Raw genomic sequence first — 20,703 nt, 5'->3', positions numbered from 1 at the left:
AATTAACTAGTACAACATGTATACACCTTATATTGAGCCTTCATAAATTATAATGAGCTACATAAAATGCACTTTCAAGTCAGTCATTCAACTTGAAAGTGCATTTTCACATTATTCAATTAACTAATTGTCGTGCTCATGATCATCCAATGGTGCTTCATCTTGATCACTAATTGCTGGCTTGATTCCGGCTGGCAATTCCGACTTAGCAATTTTTTCAACATCGTTGGTCTCAGCCTCGGCCTTAACCAACAGTTTTGAATCACGTAAAATTGGCAACTGGAACCGGAAGATTGAACCTTGGCCCACTACCGATTCCACACTAATATGGCCATGGTAACCTTCAACTAACCGTTGGGCGATTGATAACCCTAATCCATTGCCACCCTTGTCACGACTACGCGCTTTATCAACACGATAGAAGCGATTGAAAACGCGGTCGAGATTATCCTTAGAGATTCCTTCACCAAAGTCTTGGACCGCTACTTCGATGTAGCGATAATCCGTGGATAATGACAAATGGATTTCTTTACGTTGAGTCGAATACTTGACCGCATTATCCAATAAGATAATCAAAATTTGTTCAAGGTGATTTCGATAGATCTGAGCATAAACCGGCTTTTTAACGTCATCGTCAAATGTAAAATTAAAGTCCGGATGAATCATTTTGAAGTCGTTAAAGGCTTGCGTCACCAATTTCTGAACATCTGACGTCTCATGGCTGAAGTTAATCTCTAATTGTTCAGCTCGTGATAGGTCTAACATCTCTTGAACTAGGCTCTGCATCCGCTTAGTCTCTGATAAACTAGCCGCTAATGATTCCGATAACACTTGCGGATCATCCTTGCCCCACCGATTCAACAACTCCATGTGACCTTGAATAATGGCCACCGGGGTCCGTAATTCATGGGAGACATCCTCAACGAATTGTTGCTGTTGATTAATATAACGTTGCATCTGATCTAACATATCGTTGAATACAACCGCTAAATCAGACAACTCATCATTGCGCTTAAGATCTGGCACTCGTGAATCAGTTTGAGGATCATCATTCACGGCATTGATTGTCTGTTTAATTTTCCGCATCGGTCGTAATAAGAATGCAGCTAAGAAATAACCTAAAAGTGTGGCGCCAAAGATGGTAATCATCGTCATGACAATGAAAATCCAAATTAAATTTTGTGTCGTCGAATGATACTCTGCCAAATTGTCAGTCACTTGGGTATAACCAATCAATCGATGATTGTGAGCCGCATAAATAGGCGCCCGCCCAACTAATTCAGCATCACCACCATGCCCAACCACCTCGACTTGTCGGGCTTTACTCTTAGAAAACTCATGAGCATCCTTCCGTGATAAGTATAATGTGTTTCCATGTGGATCATAGACTGTAATGGCCAAATTAGTACGCGATAAAGCCGTTAAGTCAGAATCTGAAAAAATCTTGCTTTGCAACACACCATGCTTGCGTTCACTCATACTAGTCGCTGGCTCGACACTCGCCTCTGGTTGCAACTTAGCGGCAACTGATTTGATTGTCAGACCCTTAGACTCTGTTCGCAACGATTGTTGAACCGTCGTGACAGCACTCGCCACGTTCCGTTGTTCTTGGTGCAATAAGAGATTCGTGAAGCTCTTATAAACCAATAATGAAAAACAAATAAAAATGAGCGCGGACCCAATTGCGGTTCCGAGCGCCCATTTCCATTTTAATGACCAACGGCGCCGTGGTTTGGGCGTCACCTTATTAATATTGACGTTAGTCATTAAGAACGAATCACGTATCCAGTCCCACGAACAGTTTGGATGTAACTCTTTTCACCTGGTCGGTCAATCTTATTCCGTAAATAACGAATATAAACATCAACGACATTCGTTTCAACTTCTGACTCATAACCCCAAACCTTGTTTAACAAGACATCCCGTGCTAAGACTACGTTAATATTCTCCATTAAAGTTAATAACAGTTCATATTCACGCTTCGTCAAGTTGATGACTTCGTCGCCGCGTTTAACGACTAAGTTTTCCTTTTCAATCGTCAAATCTTTATAAGTGACGGTCGTTTGTTTAGTACTCTGTTGCTCACTTTCCAAGTCGATCCGCCGCAATAACGCCCGTAAGCGTGCCAGTAATTCTTCGATAGCAAATGGCTTAACAATGTAATCATCTGCCCCATGATCCAAGCCGGAAACTCGATCAATCACAGAGTCACGGGCCGTCATCATGATAATTGGCGTGTTCTTAACTTCACGCACCCGCCGACATACTTCCAAACCATTTAGTTCTGGTAACATTAGGTCTAATAGGATAGCATCAAAATCTTCAGCTAACGCTGCGTCTAACCCCTTGCGGCCGTTATATTCGACTTGAATATCATAGCCTTCGTGTTTTAACTCTAATTCAACGAAGCGTGCGAGGTTTTTTTCATCCTCAATAATTAATATTCGACTCATTTACTTTTAGTCACTCCTAATATTCAACTTATCTAAAAACCGTACAAAATAGTGATTGATTCTCACTAATCTGCCTTAAGCTAGTACAACACGTTATTTTAACATGAAAACACTGAATTTCCTACACCTCAACCAGTGTCTGTTCCTCACCCAAATCTAATTTTAGTGAATTCTCATTGAATTGCAATCTTTAAGTCTCGTCATCGGTCGGTTTCGATTGTGGATGTTGGTGGTGCCACTGTCGAATGGTAGCTAAGCGCTGTTGCCAGGCTTTCTCCTGTCCCTGGCTAGTTGGTTCATAATAACGATGCTGACTTAACTCTGGTGGCATCGTTGTCATGGTAGTTAATTTATCAGCCGTATCGTGTGCATATTGGTAATCAGAACCATAACCTAAATCTTTCATTAATTTTGTCGGTGCATTACGAATTTGTAACGGTACCGGTAAATTTCCCGTTGCTTTGATATCTGACTGAGCTGCCGATTTGGCTGCATATAGTGCATTTGATTTCGGAGCCAGTGCTAGATAAGTCACGGCTTCCGTCAAATTCACATCACATTCAGGCATACCAATCAGTTGACAGGCTTGAAATACTGCCACCGTCAATGGCAAGGCCTGCCGATCAGCCAAACCAACATCTTCACTGGCAAAACGAATCAAACGTCGTGCAATATACAAGGGATCTTCACCGCCAGCAAGCATTCGCATCAACCAATAGATCGCCGCATCCACGTCACTATTGCGCATCGACTTGTGTAATGCAGAAATAATATTATAATGCTCCTCGCCATGCTTATCGTAACGCAACGACTTTGTATTGATCAATTGCGATAGTCCCGCTGCGGTGACCGTGACACGGGTACCATCCCGATCACCATTTAAGACCGCCATTTCCAAAGTGTTGAGTGCCATGCGAGCATCGCCATTGGCAAATTCCGCAATTAGTCGTAACGTATCTGGTTGCAACGTAATCTCCAGATTGGGAAACCCATTCGGATTATGCAACGCCCCTTGCAAGACTGCTTCCAAATCAGCGACCGTCAATGTCTTTAGTACCAGTACCTTGCATCGTGATAGTAACGCTGCGTTAATCTCAAACGACGGATTTTCCGTTGTCGCTCCGATCAAGGTAATACTCCCACGTTCAACGTAGGGCAAAAATGCATCCTGTTGGGCTTTATTGAACCGATGAATTTCGTCAATAAACACAATCGTCTTCTCACCGAAATCACGGTTGGCTTCCGCTTCATCCATGATTTGGCGGATCTCTTTGATACCACTAGTAACCGCGCTGAAAGTAATAAAGTGTGATTGTGTCTGTTGCGCAATAATTTCGGCTAGCGTCGTCTTGCCGACACCCGGCGGTCCCCAGAAGATCAAGGACGGTAACTGATCTTCAGCAATTAATTGTCGCAATAATTTACCCGGACCAAGCAAGTGATCTTGACCTTCAAAGCCAGCTAACGTCACTGGTCGGACTCGGTACGCCAACGGACTACTAGCCTTATCCGGATTAAATAATGATTCTTGTCGCATAGCAACCCCCACTTTCGCGTTTGTTCGTTACTTTTAATCTTAACGCAAACGTACGTTCTAATCCACTTAAATCACCGCTAATCATAGGTCAACCCAACTTCAGCACAAAAAAACTGTGACTAACGGCGAACATCGTCATCAGTCACAGTTATTCAGCTCAAAATTGTTTTATTGTTCTTCGTACCAACTGTAATGGAACAAGCCTTCACGGTCAGTCCGTTCATACGTGTGGGCACCAAAGTAATCCCGTTGTGCTTGTAACAAGTTAGCAGGTAAAACTTCGGCCCGATATGAATCGTAGTATGACAATGCGGCACTAAATGAAGGCACTGGCACGCCCGCTTGGATGGCTAAACTAAGTACTTCACGTGTTGATTGTTGGTACTTAGCGGCGATATCAGTGAAGTAGTCGTCCATTAATAAGTTATTTAAGTCTGGTTTCTTATCGAAAGCATCCGTGATGTTTTGTAAGAATTGTGCCCGGATAATGCAGCCGGCACGCCAGATCTGAGCAAGTTCACCAAACTTCAAGTCCCAGCCGTAATGTTCGGAAGCAAAACGGAGTTGTTCAAAGCCTTGAGCATAACTCATGATTTTACTGAAGTAGAGTGCTTGCCGAATCTTTTCAACCAATTCTTCTTTGGCTGGTAATTCAACATCGGCAGTTGGACCAGCTAACTGCTTAGAAGCAGCGACCCGTTCGTTCTTCATCATCGAGATATAACGGGCATAGACTGCTTCCGTGATAACTGATTGTGGCACTTGGACGTTCAAGGCATCTTCGGAACTCCACTTACCAGTCCCCTTGTTATTCCCACGATCCAAAATCATGTCAACGATCGGCTTAGTCTTATCATCGCCTAAATCATCCTTACGTGACAAAATGTCAGCGGTAATTTCAATCAAGTAGCTACTTAATTCGCCCTTGTTCCAGTCAGTGAAAATGTCAGCCATTTCATCAACGGATAAACCAGCCACGTTACGCATAATATTGTATGATTCATCGATTAACTCTTCATCACCATATTCGATCCCATTGTGAACCATCTTAACATAGTGACCAGCACCGTTAGGGCCGATGTAAGTGACACAAGGTGCCCCGTCTTGAGGCGCTTTTGCGGAAATCTTTTCTAAGATTGGGGCAACTAAATCGTAAGCTTCCTTTTGACCACCAGGCATCAATGAAGGTCCTTGTAAGGCACCTAATTCACCACCAGAAACGCCCATGCCGATAAAGTTGATACCGGATTTGTCTAACCGAGCGTTACGGGCCATCGTGTCATTAAAGTTGGTGTTGCCACCATCAATTAAGACATCACCCTTATCCAATAATGGTAATAATTCATCAATCACGGCATCAGTTGGTTTTCCAGCCTTAACCATCATGATAATCCGACGTGGCGTTTCAAGTGATGCCACGAAATCTTCAATCTTATAACTTGGTACTAATTGTTTATCAGCATGGTCCTTAACGACCTTTTCAGTTTTAGCACCGGTCCGATTAAAAATCGCAACCTTGTAGCCGCGGCTTTCGATGTTCAACGCCAGGTTTTTACCCATGACGGCCATCCCAATGACACCAATTTGTGGTTTTTCATTACTCATTAGTTTATTGCCTCCCAAATTTTATTACGCAACTATCGTACCAAAAAAAATGCAGTTAATAAAGTAAATGATCGCAAATAATAAAATTAATTTCATAACATTCGATTAAGGAAGAAATTAATTTTCACAGTAATATTCAAAAAGCCACTTTCCTTTCAAATCATGACATCTGGTAATCCTTAACAAACCATGCTACGCTGGCGTTAAAATGATGCTTACTAATTTCTATCGTCGTTTAATGATGCGGATCTTGCTGTTATTTTGTTCGTCCGCCACAACGCTGTAGCCATACTTTAAGAAACATTAGTATCGCTACGCCTAGCAACTAGTTCATGATATTTGCGTCAAGACCTGTAAGGAGGAGCCAACCATGCCCAACAATACACCACCTAACTGGCATCAAATTGAACACCCCATGGTTATCTCGCTCAAAACGGCCCGTCACCATCTTTGGGGCAACGTGGCCGTTTACTTAGGCCTATTTATCATTGAGCTCCTAGGTGCCCACTGGGGCCACTCACAAGCCTTACGAGCGGATGCTTTCAATAATCTGTCAGGAATTTTTTCGACTGGCTTACTCATGACCGGATTGTTTATCGCTAGTCGAACTCACGATAACGATCTGTTTGGCGCCCCTATCGCTCTCAAAGAGCAGTACCAATTAGGGCCCCGAATTCAGCAATCCCGCTTTCGTTTTGAGACCATTTTCAATTTACTTGCTGGCACCATTATGGCAGCTATTGGGCTCGAAATCATTATTAAAGGTATTATGATGTTTGCCACCCATACTCCATTAAAAAGCCCAGGAACCATAGCTGGTCTAGCCGCAAGTTTCTCCTTTATTGTGTTACTGATTTTATGGGGCTTCAATCATTACTGGAGTCGTAAATTCAACAATGCCGCCCTGACCGCCGCAAGCCGTGATACTTTTACCGATGCTCTGACCAGCCTAACAACGATTCTCACGATCCTAGTCACCGTTAGCTTACATCTCCGCTGGCTTGATAACGTCATCAGCATTGGCTTAGGGTTATACATTCTTAACACTGGTTCCAAAATTTTCCGTGAAAGCAGTCTGAACCTAGTTGACTATTTCGACCCCTACCTTGAAAATCGTTACCAACACCGAATTGCTAGTTTAAGTGTCGTCCGTAAAGTCATATTCCTCAAAGCCCATTATGACGGCAATTTGATTATGTTACGTGTCACAATCAGCGTGCCATCGCAAATGACTGCCATAGAAATCACGCATCTCATTCAAACTATTAATCAAATCATGTGGCAAGAGTTTGGCGTGATGGAAACCGATGTGATGATCACAACCAACAACGTTGAATATAACTAACCAGCCGAGCGATGAAGCCCCATCTTACTAAAAAAGGCCGTCTCATTTAAGACCACCCGTTTTACCATTAATTTATGTCACAGCATTACGCTTCACAGCCGCATGCTTACACTGCCCACCTGAACTTAATCATCATGTTCTGTTTCCAATATACTACCTTTATGAGCGTCGACCTTAACGTCAACTTGCCGTTGGCCCTGACGAACCTGAACCTCCCAATAAGTAATCCCGGTCTCCTTATCTAACTTGAGTTCCGTTGCGTGGCCACCGTTTCGATCATGGACCGCAATTGCGACGGCCTTGCTAGGACTAATCACTTTACTTAGATTCAGTTGATTGGCCTTATGATCAGCTTGATCTTCTTGGTCCAGTTGCTCGGATTTTTTACTGATTACTTTTCCAGTACGACCATTGAGCTGTAGTTCATGTTCCTGAGTACCACCAATCCCTTCTAGTGTATAGACGGGTCGGCCAAGTTTAGTTTCTAACTCGATACTCGTGATACTTGCATCTGGATATTGCTGCTGAAAGGTTTTGATGGCCGCTGTTAGCGAAATTTTGGTCGTAGCCGTCACACTTTTGACCGAACTGTTTTGGCTGCTCGATTGTTGCCGGCTCTCATTATTTTTCGCAGACTGATTTGAGGTGCATCCGGCTAATAATACAACACTCAGTAGCATAATTCCAAGTCCATAACCTTTGATAGTCATCTCCATAACCTCCTCATCACTGCCCTGGCAAAAGCTGTCATGTGTCCCTTCGCATATTGATAGCTTTAGTATACGCAAGCCTGCCCTCTAGTCGCAATCAATATACAAACAGAACTAGTTTAACCATGCTCAACGCCAATTAAGGACCCACCTTTGTTAATCGGCGAATAGTGCTACCAAAGACATTAGTGAGGACAACAAAAAAGCCCGCCTAAGCGGACTTTTAGATCGTATTCTGGTAACGAAAAGTTCCATGCGCCATGGCCGCAATGCAACTTTTCACCAACTAACAATTTAGTTGTTTACTTTTACGACTTGCTTGCCGTTGTAATATCCACAACTTGGGCAAACACGGTGTGATACACGTAATTCGCCACAATTTGGGCATGGTGCCAAATTTGGTGTAGCCAATTTAATATGACCACGACGGTTGCGTTTACGCATCTTAGATGTTCTTCTTGCTGGTACAGCCATCAACCTACACCTCCTTCAAGTGAATTCACATAATGTGTTTTTTGATACGCTCAACTAACTTAATCCTTGTCTTCCTGATCAGGGAACAGGTTTTTTAACTTAGCTAAACGCGGATCAACAGTTTTAAGTTCTGCAGCTTGCAACGCTTGGTCATCCTCAGAGAGGACTTCCCAGCCCTTACCAGTCGGCATTGGGGCCCCGTCTTGCTCAGCTTCAGAAAGAATCTGCATGGGGATGTGAATTAAAATATTATCCTCCACAGCGACATCAAAGTCTAAAATATCATCTTCAGGTAAAATAATTACCGTATCGGTCTCCTCGTCAAAACGACTGAGATCCGTTCCCTGGGGAACATAATATTCTGTCATCTGAAAAGCCAATGGCACATCCACTGGCGTCAGCGATCGACTGGACGGCAACGTTAACATTGCGTCAATCTTCGCAGTGATCAACACATTATCCTTATCGTAACTAGCTAAACCAGTTGCATGAACTGACTTAACATCGATGATTTCTGGATAACGGCTCATCAAGGAGTGTTTTAAATCCAATGCTTCATCAAACTGAAGTGGCGTTTCACGGTACGTTTTAAGTTGTGAAAGTGACCATTTCATTTAAAAACCTCCTAATGCAACGTGATAAATTATACCTGTGTAAAAATCCTTTGTCAATGTTTTTTCCTTGACAGGCCAAAATGCCCGCCAATAGACCTAACCATATCAGGAAAGTCCGCCTCGGTCAACCAATAATTGCCGGTAATTGCCACGGTTGGCGATACAAATCTTGGGACTGCCCATTAATTAATTGGTAAACGCGACCGGCCCGGTAGTCCAGATTCAGCGCATGTTGTCGCAGTTTTTGATTGATTTTTGTGTATAACGGTAATGGTAACTGTTTTTTGACTTGATGTAAGTAAGCCTGACCTTTAGGGGTAAATCCTAGAACACGCAAATAATTATGGGCTTGGGCCGCTTGGACTTCCGCCTGAGTTAATTGCAACAACGCGGCCGTCGCAACCCGCTGCAGCCGCGTGTACGTATACCGCTTAGACTTCACCTGATGAATAAAATCATCAAAAGACGTCGCCCGTTGCGCCATTGCTTGCATCCGGTACTCCAAGCCTTCCGCCATCTGATCATACTGACCACTGTGAGCAATATCAACTGTTAGCAATTGATATTGTAAGAAAGGCCAAAAGTCAGCCCACCGCTGCAAGCGCTGCGTCGTCAAGGCAGTCAACGTATCCGTGGGAACCACTGATTTGAGACTGCCCCAATTCTGATCAAAAGCGGCCTGACGAACCGCCGTCCCACTAGCATATGAACTTCCCGTTGCGATAGCAGTTGTCGCATGATCCGCTTGCTGACGCTTGATTGGCACTAGCCGCATCGGGTGGGCCAGCGCCCGATTAGCCGTATAATAGCAAAAGCTCAGCATATCATTGGCCGCCGTTAACGTAACACCAGTAGCCGTCTGTAAGGCAGTGTTGAACTGTGTCGCATAGGTGGCGTTATAATGACTAAAGTCGCCCTGATTAGCAGCGATAGCGGCTGTTAGCCGTTGAAAATCTAACTCAGGGTGCTCAGCACCAAAAACCACGCTCGTACAGTTCAACGCACTTAGCAGTTCAATGCCGCCCCGTGCAAACAAGTGTGCAGGTTGGGTTGCAAAAAAAACGGGAAGTTCAATAACTAAGTCCGCCCCATTGGCCAATGCTAATTTGGCACGCGTCCACTTATCCAAAATTGCCGGTTCACCACGTTGTAACCAATTACCACTCATTACAACGACCACACAGTCTGCGCCAGTCAGCTGTTGGGCTCGTTGCAGGTGATAGCGATGACCATTATGCAACGGATTGTATTCTGTTATGAGCCCTACCGCTTGCATCTCCACTGCTCCCTCCCGTTATTTACGACACTTAAAGAACCACCGCGTCGTATGCTCATCAGGTTGCTGCTGACCAAAATCGGCACTAACTGTCACCTGACTAAAACCAGCAGCCTGTAAAGCCTGTTGGTAGTCGGCCAACACATAGGTTTGTTCCTGATGTAGCTCACTGACTTCATCAAAAGCTTGCTTATCATCATTATAAATAAAGAAAGTTAAATCATGTTCCGCACTATGCGGCTGTTCACCAGCATAACTCGTCCACATAAAAGCCCGCGTTTCATCCCGGTAATTATACATATATCCTGGATAAACTTCATCAGTTTGGTAAGGCGTAATCACGTCGAACAAGAATTCACCAGTCGCTGTCAAGTGTTGTGCGACTTGTTCAAATGCCCGTTGAACCGTCGTAATGTCCGGTAAATAACAAAATGAATCTGCAAAACAGGTCACCGCGTCAAACGTCCCAATTTCTGACAAATCAAGCATGTCACCTTGTAATAATGGTAACGTTACAGCGGCTTCATCCGCGTGCTCCTGAGCGAGTGCCAGCATATTTTCTGATAGATCTAAACCCGTCACCTGATAACCGGCCTGCGCTAATAAGACGCCTAAGCGACCCGTTCCACAAGCTAATTCAAGTAATTGACCATCCTGGCTGGGTAACTCTCGACGGACAAAATCCAGCCATTGCTGGTACATGGCTGGATCAAAAAGTTCGTCATAAAGTTCGGCAAACGTCTGGTAGATCATGCGTTAACCCATTGGGCGACATCCACGATAGGAGCATCTGACCATAATTTCTCTAAATTATAGTGTGCTCGTGCATCCTTTTGGAAAACATGCACGATGACGTCACCAGCGTCAATCAAGACCCATTCACCAGCCGTCCGACCTTCGACGCTCTTCACGTCCGAACCGGCTTTACGAATAAAATCGACAACGTTATCAGCGATTGCTTGCACCTGCCGCTTCGAATCAGCGGATAAAACAACAAAGTAGTCCGCCATTAAGCTTACTTCGGCAACGTCTAATGCCACAATATCATCCGCCCGCTTGTCATCGGCGGCCTCAACAGTTAATTGTAAAAGTTCTTTGCTATCCATAAAACTCTCCCTTAAATTTAATTGGCAAATTGAGGCGCCACACCACCAACCCACGCGTTATAAGTTGCTAACGTTTGTGGGTAAACTGGCGCGCCCTTCTGAATAAGATAATCTAACGTATGTTGAATCTGGAACCGAACACCCGCCGCTAAAGAGTGGGCGGTTACTTGACGCGCTTCATCGACGCCAGGAAAATCACGAGCCGGTTCAATAAAATCAGCCATAAAAATAATCTGTGCTAGTTTGGTCATGTATGGCGCACCGACCGTGTGCAATCGTACGGCATCAAGAATGGGTTCATTGTAAATATGCAGCTCATCTTTGATCAATTCGGCACCGACGTAACCGTGCCAAACCCCATTCCCATAAGCAACCAAGTTAGGATCCATGCCACGGCTCTTAATGAGATCAATAAAGGTCTGATCATCACGTTGCTTGGCATAGTCGTGTAAGAGGCCGGCAATCCCGGCTAACTCGACATCCACGTCATTTGCAGCTGCTAACTTTCGCGCAGTCAGTTCGACGCGCAAACAGTGCTGGTACCGTTTGTCGGTCAATTGGGCCGCCACTTTGGCCATTAATTCCTCGTGACGATATGGGACAATTCCTTCAGTATACTCAATCGTTTTGCTCATACAAATGATGCTCCTTAATATAAGCGGCCACGGTCTCCGGCACTAAGTAACGAACCGAATGACCATGACTGATTTTTTGACGAATCTGCGTCGAACTAATATCGATCAACGGTGCATCGACCCAGATAACCGGGTACTGACTCGTCGTTGGGTACCCAGTTCGTTTAATACCGACAAAGGTGACTAATTTCACTAAATCATCAATGTGATACCAGGTATGCAAATAATCGACCATGTCACCGCCAATGATGAAATAGTACTGCGTATCAGGATGTTGCGCCTTTAACAGTTTCATTGTCTCATACGTATAGCTTTTGCCCCCCCGCGCTATCTCAGCCGTTTCCAACCGAAATAGCGGGTTATCGACAATCGCTTCTTGAACCATGTTGGCCCGATCTTCTACCGCAATTGTCTTTTTTTCATCGACATGTGGCGGCTGGGCGTCCGGCATAAACCGAACTTCATCCAAGCCTAACTGATCACCAACTTGCTGGGCCATAATCAAGTGTCCTAAATGCGGTGGGTTAAACGTGCCACCTAAAATACCAACCCGACGATGCGGAATAGCCGCCACCGTTTCCGTCAGAACTTTTGTCGCTGTTTGATTAACCGTCTGCACCCGTCATTCCTCCTATAGCTTTGCAACTTCTAATGAATAGTGCCGATCTTCTTCATGACTCGCTGGTAAGTACAAAACTAGCACCCGGCCAATTGTTTGAACGACCGTGATCGCAGTATGCTGCTCAATAGCTGCTTTCACTTCGGCTGTTGTCACATCGGCATTTTGCAAAATATTAACTTTGATTAATTCACGCTTATCGAGCGCACCCGTTAATTGTGTTAGCCAATCATCCGTCAAACCATTTTTTCCCACGGCGAAGAGTGGTCGCATGTGGTGAGCTTCGCCACGTAAATAATGTTTTTGTTTTCCGCGTAAGTTTTCCATTAAGTTTAATTTACTCCTATATATAGTTGTTTCTTAATTCAAAATAGTCAGTTGCATGTTCAGATTAAACCAAACTAAAATCACCGTTTGTTGATCATCGCTGGACGTGTTAAGACGGCAACGCCCTGCGGTGCCCATGCAGCAACCCGCGTATCCGCAGCAACCGTGACCCAGCCCAACCCTTCAAACACGATGTCACTGATTTCAGTCACCTTGAACTCATGACGCACTAGTGCCGGAAAGTCCGCCACCGCATCACCCGTTGGCGGTGTAATCAACTCACCAACGTGTTTGGTGTAAAAATTATCGGCGTTCTCAGTTCGAGTTCGGTGCAACGTCAAATTATTGTCAACGTAAACTGTTCCGGTTGGTTTCATTGTATCAACAATATCTAAGCGCGCGACACCACCTAAGAACAAGGTCTGACCGTTACCTAGTTGGAATCCCTTGGGCCGAATCTCACGTTGTGGTGACACTAACTTGAGATCATCGCCAGATAGCACGTGGGCCATCTGTTCTGGATGAATAATTCCTGGAGTATCAACCATCATATGACCATCATCCAACGGAATTTCAATCTTGTCTAACGTGGTTCCCGGGAACCGGGATGTCGTGATCAAGTCCTTCAAACCGGTATTGTTGGCAATAATCCGATTGATCAACGTTGACTTACCAACGTTCGTGACCCCCACGACATAAACATCGCGGCCACGACGATACTTTTCAATCATCGCCAAGAGCTCATCAATGGAATGACCCTTCTTGGCACTCGTTAGCGCAACGTCAACCGGTTTAATTCCCTGTGCACGAACTTGTTGATTCATCCATTCCCGCAATTTTGTCCGGCGTAACTGACGTGGCAACACGTCTTCTTTATTACCGACTAACAGAACTGGATTATCGCCAACAAACCGTTGAAGACCAGGAATGATACTCCCGTTTAAATCAAAAATATCGACCACGTACACGACCAGTGCGTTAGCGTCGCGAATCGTGGCTAATAAATGACGGAAATCATCATCGGTCAAACCAACCGGAACAATTTCGTTATAATGCCGTAAGCGAAAACAGCGCTGACAATACAAATCTTGGGCATCACTAGCTAATGATTTTTGTAACGCACTGTTGGGGGTATAACCCGCTGCCTTGGGATCAGTCGTTTGAATGGCCGCCCCACAACCAATACAGTATAAAGTTTCTTTTGATGTTTCACTCACTTATTAAGGTCCTCCTGAAAATGCATTTCTGGATAAACATGTGCTAATCGTAATTTGATAAATCGTTCAAAGAAGCGATTGATACGGGTATTCCACGCGTCAGTCTTCACGATTGGTTTCACTAGAATACTTGATACGCCCGCAAGATGAGCTGCCCACATATCCGTGATGTACTGATCCCCAACCATCACAACTTCGCTTGGATGCAAGCCCAAATCGCGCCGAGCCTTAGTAATGCCAATCGGTAACGGCTTCAGCGACCGCGACACAAATGGCAATTCCAGACTCGTTAAGGCTTTCGCAATTCGGTCTTCTGAATTATTAGACACAACTACCAAAGGAATACCAGCGTCCTGTAAAGCATGCAACCACTTCTTCAGTTCCGGGGTGCCATCTGGATTATTCCACGCAATCAACGTGTTATCAAGATCCGTAAATACGGCCTTAATTCCTTGGGCACGTAATTGCGCCGGTGTCACATTATAGATTGCTGGTATCATCCAAGTTGGTTTAAATTGCTTAATCATCGTTATCCCCTTCGCTTCTCGCTGGATTATTTAGGTTATTTGCATAACCCCACTAGCCCATTTTATCATACTGGTTACTGAAATACCGGTACAAATCGCCATGCGCACCGGATTTCACAGAATATGACACTAATTTTAGTCATCATTATATAATAATTTGTTTTATGGAAATAAGCAATCAAAATCACCCTGGGTCTTAATCTTAAATGACATTAAGATTGACTTATGGCCATTAGTTAATTAAATCACAATATTTTGCCAAATAGCGTTCACAATCTTCGTTGAGGAGCGTATATTGAATTCAAGGGCTCAGTATTAACCCCGGCACCTATCTGAGTGAGTAATCGCACTTATTCTGATGTAATCCATCAAATAGTCTTCATTACTTCAACTAATCCGTGATGCTTCAACGTGTGACTACTAAATTCGATGCTAATAGGTCGTTGACTGTTAAAACTGTGTCTAACAGTTAGTCACATTTCTACTGATTAACATTAACAGTAATCTTTGACTGTCGCACATCTCACTTACGGGTGTCATCTCAATAAAACTCAGCAGAATGGAGGTTATATTTTGGAAAAAATTGAAAAAAAGGACGTCATGCAACAATACGTGACCGACAAGTATTTCGCTAAGGGACATTGGTGGACTAAGATTTGGCAGACCCTCGTTGCCATTATTGGCTGGATCTGTGTTGCAATTCCAGTCTATTGGACAATTTCTTCAACATTACTCGCGAACAATCCACGCTTTATTCACGCTTGGAAGTACGAAGAAGGTAAGACACTATTTTACTTTTTCGATCGTTTTTTCATTTTCGCATTTATTTTAATTGCTATTATTGTTATTATCTCAACGATTCACAATAATCACCGAGTTAAGCAACACATTAGTAAGGAACGTCAATATGACGAAGAGCAACTCGCCATTCGCAAACGGCGTTTAAATAATTTTTATACAACGCGCTTTGGTCAAGAAACTTTTCGCCAACACGTTAAACATTACACGGTTGACCCTGAACAAAATCTCGACGTTCACGAAATTCACAAATTGTACGAGGACTAAGCTATGGAAATAATGCAAGTATTAAAACCTTTTGAAAGCATCTGGAACTTTGTCCTGCTACTACTAGTTTCCTACCCGATTTTAGGGGCATTTGCCTGGTTTGTCGGGGTCTTATGCTATCAATTAATCTATCGGCACCGGCATACCGACGATGTCGAATTCAAGGAACTAACACCTGCAGAACAACCTTTGATCACCATCATGATTCCAGCCCACAATGAAGAAATCATGATTGAACACACGATTGATTACTTAATGACAAGCTTGAACTACACAAACTACGAAGTGTTGGTTACCGATGACGGGTCTACGGATGAAACCCCTGTAATTTTGGCACGTTTGCAAGATAAATATGCCAAGTTACGAGTCGTCACCATTCGTAAAAACCAAGGTAAGGCTCACGCCTTTAACGTTGGTGTCGGCTTTGCCCGCGGCGAATTTATTTTAAGTAACGATGCCGATTCAATTCCAGAGCCCGATGCACTTTGGAAATACATGAGTTATTTCACTGGTGAAGAACATGCTAATACGGCGGCCGTTACTGCTAATATGGATGTTCAAAATCGTAGCACAACCATCGCCAAATCCCAGACAGTGGAATTTTCCAGTATTGTTGGGGTTATCAAGCGTAGTCAGGTCAGTGCCCTTGGCAACATGTACGCCTATAGTGGCGCCAATACCATGTATCGACGCGATGCCTTGATCGATGTTGGCTTATTCCGTCAAGACCGTGCTACTGAAGACATTAGTATTGCTTGGGATCATCAATTAAATGGTTGGACGACGGTCTTCTCACCTGATATCTTATTCTATATGAATGTTCCTGAAACTTTAAAAGCCCTCTACCACCAGCGTAAGCGTTGGGCTAAGGGTGGTACCGAAGTCTTATTGACTAACTTCAGACGAGTCATGAGTCACCCAGGCAAATATTTGAAACAATGGGCATTCATTACGGACCAGACATTAAGTATTATTTGGTCACTGTTCTTCTTCGTTTCTACCCTGATTTTCTTAATTTCATTGATTAGTTTCTTCTTCACCGGTAACTACGAGCGGGTCTACCATATGTTCTGTATGGCCTTCATCTTTGTCACCTTTGAAATGTTTGCGGGCATCCTACAACTGCTTTCGGCGTTAATCGTGGATGACCGTGGTAAGAAATTCAAATACTTAATTTTCATGCCACTTTACATGCTAGTTTACTGGCAAGTTAATGCCCTTGCTCTAGTCATGACGCTGATTCCAGCCGTTAAAACCATTCTTGGTTATGGGAGTGGGACGTGGGTCAGTCCGGTACGGAAGCATCATATGGAATGACTTACAATACTAACAACACAAAGCGAGCCCTCAACCGAAGGCTCGCTTTTATGTTCTATATAAAGTAACAAGAGATATTATAAGATCTGAAGATAACTTTAACCGTGTTAGTTGTCATTTGGTATGAATCATGATTAAGACATGCTGGTTAGTTGGATTGCTGTTCGTCAGTGTATGCGCGTCCTACCCAGCCCCTGCGGTCGGTAAGCCGCTCGAATGGTCGATGAACAGCTTCTTACCTTGGTGTAATTTATCGCTAAATTATTTACTACTTGAAAATTTGAATAAATATTAATGGGCCATCGGTTACTTTCGATACCACAATACTAGTATGGTGATTTAGAAATAGTGGAACAGTTATAATTTTCTCATCAAACTGACAGTTACATGCTAAAGTTACTATCTCTAAAAAATAACGACTAATCCGTCAAAAGTTGAGTACGCACATGTCAGCCATTCGAACACTATCCCGACTGGAAGGCGTTTCTGACAATGCTCAGCAGTGAAATTCCACTTAGCAAGCGATTTTGGCTTGGTTAGTGGAAGACCAGTATTTAAGACGTGGACTTCGGCTTAAATCTGTGTCCATCGCGTTCCAGCAATTGGCAGAAATGCCTGGAAGTCGGCCTAGGATGAGTCCACTAAAAAGGTTTACGTTGATTCGAACTTTTTCCAGCGGGCCTAAGCTGGCTGCTTTTGACTTTAACAATTCGGCATGTCTTAATCATGATTCATGACAGAACAACCAGCACAACAACGAATAATCACTGCTGATTAATTTAGCGCTACCCAATCAAACTCGTTATTATTACACCTCAGGAATAACCGTCATCAAGCCCATGCCAAACGCTTTTTCACGCCCCAACCCTTTCGTTAAAGTTTGCTTAAAGGCCGCGACATCCAATACACGTAAGACGCCCTCAAATGTCACTCTGCTTAGACGCACACCACGGCCCTTTCGACGATGGAGCATTGGCCAATCATGATCTACCACGTCAAACGCTAATTGGTGATCCATATCAGGCAATGATTCTGTCCGACTGACTAGTTCAAAACCTGCGCTAAGTGCTCGGTCTTCGAGCCATTGTTTCTGCTGTTCAATGGTGACATGTGGGACCACCCGTCCCTTTGGATGCTTGGGATCAGTAATCGAGTGAGTTGGATTAGCCGTAAGTCGAAAGCGCAACACCATCCCGACTTTTATATGATCTAACCAGGCATCATATGACTTAGTCACCGCTGTTTTCGCGACACCGTACTGCTCAAACTCTTCAAGCACAGGTCGTTCCGCGCTCAGCAACAATAAATAGTTTTTACCATTTAAACGGTCGATCCGCCAAAGATGACGATTCCGCTGGCTACTATCAATTTCCTCAGGAAAACTTTGTTCTACCCAATTATGATAAGCACCTAAATGGCTGAGATCCTTTATTTTATAGCGATTATTGATATCAATTTCAACTCTTGATAAGTACATCGGCGACTCCCTTCTATAGATAATTCATCATATCATGATTGGTATCAGCATTGTTGGCTTTAAAATACGGATTTTCAAGCGGTACGCGGTCAACCGCTATCGCTCGGAACCCATACTGCCGATGTCGTTGGTCGAATGAAACCGCCATATCCTTCACCATCGAATTAGGACGATCAGGTAACAATTCCGCATCTGCAATGAGTTCAGCCACAAAAGTGCTACGCCGGGTCTTTTTCATGTAAAAACGAGCTGCGTGCCAGCTTAAGGTTTGCAGCGTTTGGGCTGGATTACTATTCAAACCAATTTCTGTCATTATTGCACCAGCTAAGACATTCGCGCGTCGACCTAATGCTAGTTGAAAATGGGGATGATGTAGGGCCCAATCAATTTGGTCGATCAATGCGTCATCTTCACTCCCTACCGCAACCATAAAGACAGCATCCTGCAAGTAGTCTCGATAAGTCAGCTTACGGCGACCATGTTTCCACTCGACAATTTGAAAGTCAGTGAGCGGTTCCGCCGGTTGATCGACTCGAACGGCATAGGCTAGCTGATTCAACGTTTGAATTCGTGAATCACGTCTCGGATAGCCAAGAGCTGCGGCAATCAAGCCAATAACGGCACTCTTAGAAGGATAATCATAACTAGTCCGACGATCAAAATTCGCTTCATTACCATACGATTGCAATGGTGCTGTCAGTCTAATCGTTACCGTTTTCATCCTTGACCACCTTTGTTAATTCCGTTGCGAGCTGTTCTAGTAAGTCTGTCAAATTATCAGCAGATGTCGCAACCTGTGACTCATTAGCGCCCAGATCAACATTCAGTAACGGCTTCTCAACAAATGACAACGCTGCTTGATAGGCGGCCGTCAATTGTTGAACCGATTGCTTGACGTAACCCGTCTTAGAAGATACTGGATCTTCGAAACCAGAAACCAGATTGACTGGCGTATCAGGTCGCAAGGTCACCATTACATAATTCGGTAGCGTTTTGTTGGCAAACGTATTTTGTTTGCCAGTCGGCATTGATAAGACAAAAGCTTTCACAAATTCACGAATACCATCAATAGCGGCGGTTTCACCGAGGTTAGCAATTAGCTCGTTGACATTGACATTGGCATACCGGTACAAAGTCGCCGAGTTAAATTCTAAGGTTCCTAACATGGCCGCTCCAGTACTATCTTCTGGCTGCAAATCGTCTAGGGCCGTGAAATAATCAAATTCAGGAACCACTTCATGCGTTGAGATAGCATGCGCAACCTGCGCGGCGGCGTCAACATTCAATTCAGGATTATCTGCAACCATTCGGCCAAACAATGCTAAATCAATCGACTGATTGCCTTTCAATACGGCTTTAATCGCCTTTTTATCAAGTTCTCCATCCGCATTATCCGTCACATACTGTGCCAGTTGGTCAATTTGACCGGGACTAACGAGTAATAACGCACTTGTCTCTTCATCTTTATCCAGCTTAACGCCAGCTAGCTTGAAAACAGCATTAACTTGTTCCCAGGCATCATCGTCATCCAATTCGAAGGTCAACTTTTGAAGCGCCTGCTTCAAGAGTTGAGCCGCCGCTTTAGTTCTGAAGCCCACCGTCACCGTATCATCCTTAAAGCTTTGGCGTACCGCCCGCTTCCAACTTTGAGATGAGACTCGTGCTCGTGTAACACCACCATATAAGGCCGTTTTGGGTGCCCCAGTATCATCCCGGTTAATATTTGAAGATGGCACCGTTTGAATCACATGTATATCAAGATATAAGTTATTGGTCGTCATTAGTTTTTCTTCCCTTCAGTTGTCACCGTTAGTGGACGATAATATTGCTGCCCCCATTGCAATCGAACCTGGCTCGCATGCTCATAATCTTGCTGAAACCAGTAGAGGTCTTGCGCTAAACGTGCATAGTCAATTTTTTGCAATTGATTGTTGGCTTTTAGCATACTTACTAAGTGTGTCAGCGCATTGATGATACTAGCAACGTTAGTCGTTGCCAATAATGGTTGCATCCGGCGGTCTAGCGCAACCCTGGTCTCTTCGTTACGCCGTAAACTCGCGAGGGCTCTGAATAACGGCATGCCTTGGTCTTTTACATCTGCATGTGGGTTAGCTGGACCATACACCAAGGATTCAGTTCCCTGCTGCTGAATCGCATAAAATCGAATGGCGGTATAAACGGCCACTTCCGCCTTAGTGGGCTGGCCATCTTGACTCAACATGTTACGTTCTAAATGGGCCATCATCACCGGCCATAGCGTCTGGGCTTGCGGACTAGTCAGTGCCGTTGCGTGTCGGACATTAGCTAACACACCCTTGTTAAGATTACCATTGTTGTATAACTGTCGAATAATACTGATAGTTGCCGATTGAATTTTACTTTCCATCTGCAATTTTCGC

The 20,703-nt window shown here is 44.1% G+C and carries 22 protein-coding genes; 3 read left to right on the top strand and 19 right to left on the bottom strand.

Annotation, left to right across the window (positions count from 1 at the left end; all coding sequences use genetic code 11):
* Positions 1-123 precede the first annotated feature (123 nt).
* From RXV91_RS08190 to gndA, 4 genes are all read right to left on the bottom strand, one after another.
* Complete coding sequence (locus RXV91_RS08190) at positions 124-1,767, bottom strand: HAMP domain-containing histidine kinase (protein ID WP_316439476.1); 1,644 nt, start codon at positions 1,765-1,767, stop codon at positions 124-126.
* Positions 1,767-2,453 carry a response regulator transcription factor gene (locus RXV91_RS08185; protein ID WP_003638551.1) on the bottom strand — a complete coding sequence of 229 codons (687 nt, stop codon included), beginning with the start codon at positions 2,451-2,453 and terminating at the stop codon, positions 1,767-1,769. Before RXV91_RS08185 ends, RXV91_RS08190 begins: the two co-directional genes overlap by 1 nt.
* A gap of 190 nt (positions 2,454-2,643) precedes the next feature.
* A complete protein-coding gene (locus RXV91_RS08180; protein ID WP_316439475.1) occupies positions 2,644-3,990 on the bottom strand; it encodes a replication-associated recombination protein A in 1,347 nt (448 codons plus the stop codon).
* 168 nt (positions 3,991-4,158) lie between these two features.
* On the bottom strand, positions 4,159-5,595 hold the full coding sequence (gndA, locus tag RXV91_RS08175) for an NADP-dependent phosphogluconate dehydrogenase (protein ID WP_316439474.1): 1,437 nt from the start codon (positions 5,593-5,595) through the stop codon (positions 4,159-4,161).
* 370 nt (positions 5,596-5,965) lie between these two features.
* Here gndA and RXV91_RS08170 point away from each other — a divergent pair, with 370 nt between their 5' ends.
* Complete coding sequence (locus tag RXV91_RS08170; protein WP_316439473.1) at positions 5,966-6,940, top strand: cation transporter; 975 nt, start codon at positions 5,966-5,968, stop codon at positions 6,938-6,940.
* A gap of 125 nt (positions 6,941-7,065) precedes the next feature.
* Here RXV91_RS08170 and RXV91_RS08165 read toward each other — a convergent pair whose 3' ends face one another.
* From RXV91_RS08165 to RXV91_RS08115, 11 genes are all read right to left on the bottom strand, one after another.
* A complete protein-coding gene (locus RXV91_RS08165; RefSeq protein ID WP_316439472.1) occupies positions 7,066-7,650 on the bottom strand; it encodes a PepSY domain-containing protein in 585 nt (194 codons plus the stop codon).
* A 294-nt stretch (positions 7,651-7,944) separates the two neighbouring features.
* A complete protein-coding gene (rpmF, locus tag RXV91_RS08160) occupies positions 7,945-8,124 on the bottom strand; it encodes a 50S ribosomal protein L32 (protein ID WP_003638547.1) in 180 nt (59 codons plus the stop codon).
* A 59-nt stretch (positions 8,125-8,183) separates the two neighbouring features.
* Complete coding sequence (locus RXV91_RS08155; protein ID WP_003640295.1) at positions 8,184-8,738, bottom strand: DUF177 domain-containing protein; 555 nt, start codon at positions 8,736-8,738, stop codon at positions 8,184-8,186.
* A 124-nt stretch (positions 8,739-8,862) separates the two neighbouring features.
* Positions 8,863-10,014, bottom strand: a complete 1,152-nt coding sequence (locus RXV91_RS08150; protein WP_316439471.1) for a nucleotidyltransferase — start codon at positions 10,012-10,014, stop codon at positions 8,863-8,865.
* An 18-nt stretch (positions 10,015-10,032) separates the two neighbouring features.
* On the bottom strand, positions 10,033-10,767 hold the full coding sequence (locus RXV91_RS08145; RefSeq protein WP_316439470.1) for a class I SAM-dependent methyltransferase: 735 nt from the start codon (positions 10,765-10,767) through the stop codon (positions 10,033-10,035).
* Entirely contained in the window at positions 10,764-11,120 is a 357-nt protein-coding gene (gene rsfS, locus RXV91_RS08140) for a ribosome silencing factor (RefSeq protein WP_021731716.1), read from the bottom strand. The genes RXV91_RS08145 and rsfS overlap by 4 nt, the downstream gene beginning before the upstream one ends.
* A 17-nt stretch (positions 11,121-11,137) precedes the next feature.
* Positions 11,138-11,755 carry a bis(5'-nucleosyl)-tetraphosphatase (symmetrical) YqeK gene (yqeK, locus tag RXV91_RS08135; RefSeq protein ID WP_316439469.1) on the bottom strand — a complete coding sequence of 206 codons (618 nt, stop codon included), beginning with the start codon at positions 11,753-11,755 and terminating at the stop codon, positions 11,138-11,140.
* Positions 11,739-12,374: a nicotinate-nucleotide adenylyltransferase gene (locus RXV91_RS08130; RefSeq protein ID WP_316439468.1), complete on the bottom strand. Its 636-nt coding sequence runs from the start codon at positions 12,372-12,374 to the stop codon at positions 11,739-11,741. The genes yqeK and RXV91_RS08130 overlap by 17 nt, the downstream gene beginning before the upstream one ends.
* 12 nt (positions 12,375-12,386) lie before the next feature.
* Positions 12,387-12,701 (bottom strand): ribosome assembly RNA-binding protein YhbY, encoded by a 315-nt coding sequence (yhbY, locus tag RXV91_RS08125; protein WP_316439467.1) that lies wholly within the window; start codon positions 12,699-12,701, stop codon positions 12,387-12,389.
* An 80-nt stretch (positions 12,702-12,781) separates the two neighbouring features.
* A complete protein-coding gene (yqeH, locus tag RXV91_RS08120; protein WP_316439466.1) occupies positions 12,782-13,918 on the bottom strand; it encodes a ribosome biogenesis GTPase YqeH in 1,137 nt (378 codons plus the stop codon).
* Positions 13,915-14,445, bottom strand: coding sequence for a YqeG family HAD IIIA-type phosphatase (locus RXV91_RS08115; RefSeq protein WP_316439465.1), 531 nt, complete (start codon positions 14,443-14,445; stop codon positions 13,915-13,917). Before RXV91_RS08115 ends, yqeH begins: the two co-directional genes overlap by 4 nt.
* 573 nt (positions 14,446-15,018) lie before the next feature.
* Here RXV91_RS08115 and RXV91_RS08110 point away from each other — a divergent pair.
* Positions 15,019-15,510 carry a hypothetical protein gene (locus tag RXV91_RS08110; RefSeq protein WP_316439464.1) on the top strand — a complete coding sequence of 164 codons (492 nt, stop codon included), beginning with the start codon at positions 15,019-15,021 and terminating at the stop codon, positions 15,508-15,510.
* Positions 15,511-15,513: 3 nt separating this feature from the next.
* Positions 15,514-16,827, top strand: a complete 1,314-nt coding sequence (locus RXV91_RS08105) for a glycosyltransferase (protein ID WP_316439463.1) — start codon at positions 15,514-15,516, stop codon at positions 16,825-16,827.
* 808 nt (positions 16,828-17,635) lie between these two features.
* Here RXV91_RS08105 and cas6e read toward each other — a convergent pair.
* Genes cas6e through casB form a run of 4 tightly spaced genes read right to left on the bottom strand, consistent with a single transcriptional unit; the run spans position 17,636 to position 20,690 of the window.
* Entirely contained in the window at positions 17,636-18,304 is a 669-nt protein-coding gene (gene cas6e / locus RXV91_RS08100) for a type I-E CRISPR-associated protein Cas6/Cse3/CasE (protein WP_316439462.1), read from the bottom strand.
* A gap of 13 nt (positions 18,305-18,317) precedes the next feature.
* Positions 18,318-19,025 carry a type I-E CRISPR-associated protein Cas5/CasD gene (cas5e, locus tag RXV91_RS08095; RefSeq protein WP_316439461.1) on the bottom strand — a complete coding sequence of 236 codons (708 nt, stop codon included), beginning with the start codon at positions 19,023-19,025 and terminating at the stop codon, positions 18,318-18,320.
* Positions 19,006-20,085 carry a type I-E CRISPR-associated protein Cas7/Cse4/CasC gene (gene cas7e / locus RXV91_RS08090; RefSeq protein ID WP_316439460.1) on the bottom strand — a complete coding sequence of 360 codons (1,080 nt, stop codon included), beginning with the start codon at positions 20,083-20,085 and terminating at the stop codon, positions 19,006-19,008. Before cas7e ends, cas5e begins: the two co-directional genes overlap by 20 nt.
* Positions 20,085-20,690, bottom strand: a complete 606-nt coding sequence (gene casB / locus RXV91_RS08085) for a type I-E CRISPR-associated protein Cse2/CasB (RefSeq protein ID WP_131509756.1) — start codon at positions 20,688-20,690, stop codon at positions 20,085-20,087. Before casB ends, cas7e begins: the two co-directional genes overlap by 1 nt.
* Between the last annotated feature and the right edge of the window lie 13 nt (positions 20,691-20,703).

The organism is Lactiplantibacillus sp. DA1, assembly GCF_032681335.1.
In the GTDB taxonomy this organism is placed as follows: Bacteria; Bacillota; Bacilli; order Lactobacillales; family Lactobacillaceae; genus Lactiplantibacillus.
This window is presented reverse-complemented; position numbering and strand designations above follow the sequence as displayed.

Bases quoted from the DNA above. Each gene is read 5' to 3' on its own strand.
- RXV91_RS08190 (WP_316439476.1), bottom strand. From the start codon at position 1,767: ATGACTAACGTCAATATTAATAAGGTGACGCCCAAACCACGGCGCCGT.
- RXV91_RS08185 (WP_003638551.1), bottom strand. From the start codon at position 2,453: ATGAGTCGAATATTAATTATTGAGGATGAAAAAAACCTCGCACGCTTC.
- RXV91_RS08180 (WP_316439475.1), bottom strand. From the start codon at position 3,990: ATGCGACAAGAATCATTATTTAATCCGGATAAGGCTAGTAGTCCGTTG.
- gndA (WP_316439474.1), bottom strand. From the start codon at position 5,595: ATGAGTAATGAAAAACCACAAATTGGTGTCATTGGGATGGCCGTCATG.
- RXV91_RS08170 (WP_316439473.1), top strand. From the start codon at position 5,966: ATGCCCAACAATACACCACCTAACTGGCATCAAATTGAACACCCCATG.
- RXV91_RS08165 (WP_316439472.1), bottom strand. From the start codon at position 7,650: ATGACTATCAAAGGTTATGGACTTGGAATTATGCTACTGAGTGTTGTA.
- rpmF (WP_003638547.1), bottom strand. From the start codon at position 8,124: ATGGCTGTACCAGCAAGAAGAACATCTAAGATGCGTAAACGCAACCGT.
- RXV91_RS08155 (WP_003640295.1), bottom strand. From the start codon at position 8,738: ATGAAATGGTCACTTTCACAACTTAAAACGTACCGTGAAACGCCACTT.
- RXV91_RS08150 (WP_316439471.1), bottom strand. From the start codon at position 10,014: ATGCAAGCGGTAGGGCTCATAACAGAATACAATCCGTTGCATAATGGT.
- RXV91_RS08145 (WP_316439470.1), bottom strand. From the start codon at position 10,767: ATGATCTACCAGACGTTTGCCGAACTTTATGACGAACTTTTTGATCCA.
- rsfS (WP_021731716.1), bottom strand. From the start codon at position 11,120: ATGGATAGCAAAGAACTTTTACAATTAACTGTTGAGGCCGCCGATGAC.
- yqeK (WP_316439469.1), bottom strand. From the start codon at position 11,755: ATGAGCAAAACGATTGAGTATACTGAAGGAATTGTCCCATATCGTCAC.
- yhbY (WP_316439467.1), bottom strand. From the start codon at position 12,701: ATGGAAAACTTACGCGGAAAACAAAAACATTATTTACGTGGCGAAGCT.
- RXV91_RS08115 (WP_316439465.1), bottom strand. From the start codon at position 14,445: ATGATTAAGCAATTTAAACCAACTTGGATGATACCAGCAATCTATAAT.
- RXV91_RS08105 (WP_316439463.1), top strand. From the start codon at position 15,514: ATGGAAATAATGCAAGTATTAAAACCTTTTGAAAGCATCTGGAACTTT.
- cas6e (WP_316439462.1), bottom strand. From the start codon at position 18,304: ATGTACTTATCAAGAGTTGAAATTGATATCAATAATCGCTATAAAATA.
- cas5e (WP_316439461.1), bottom strand. From the start codon at position 19,025: ATGAAAACGGTAACGATTAGACTGACAGCACCATTGCAATCGTATGGT.
- cas7e (WP_316439460.1), bottom strand. From the start codon at position 20,085: ATGACGACCAATAACTTATATCTTGATATACATGTGATTCAAACGGTG.
- casB (WP_131509756.1), bottom strand. From the start codon at position 20,690: ATGGAAAGTAAAATTCAATCGGCAACTATCAGTATTATTCGACAGTTA.